Source organism: Stenotrophomonas sp. SrG (assembly GCF_050031795.1).
GTDB lineage: Bacteria > Pseudomonadota > Gammaproteobacteria > Xanthomonadales > Xanthomonadaceae > Stenotrophomonas > Stenotrophomonas rhizophila_A.
The window spans coordinates 1-265 of the sequence record NZ_JBNBBE010000331.1 but is presented as its reverse complement, the minus strand read 5'-3'; the positions used below and the strand labels follow the sequence as shown (position 1 = coordinate 265).

The window sequence follows — 265 nt, the reverse complement described above, 5'->3', positions numbered from 1 at the left end:
GTATCCGGAGATCCAGCTGGACATGCACCTGGGCAAAGAAATGCTCGACCTCATCGCGGGTGAAGCGGACCTGGCGCTGCGCGGGGGCGCCCTGCCCGATTCGAACCGGGTGGCGCGCAAGCTCGGCAGCCTGCGCACGCAGGTGTTTGCCAGCCCCGCCTACATCGAACGCTTCGGCGAGCCGCTGCACCCGGACGAACTGCAGTTCCACCGCATCCTGGCGATGCGAAAGGCCCGCTACCTCAACAACAATCGGTTCTTCTGG

1 protein-coding gene is annotated in these 265 nt (G+C 65.3%); it reads left to right on the top strand.

The genetic code is table 11. The annotated features are described in order from the left end of the window. Positions 1–265, top strand: a 265-nt coding sequence (locus ACQG3P_RS20005; protein WP_426806019.1) for a LysR substrate-binding domain-containing protein, incomplete at both ends; no start/stop codon positions are given.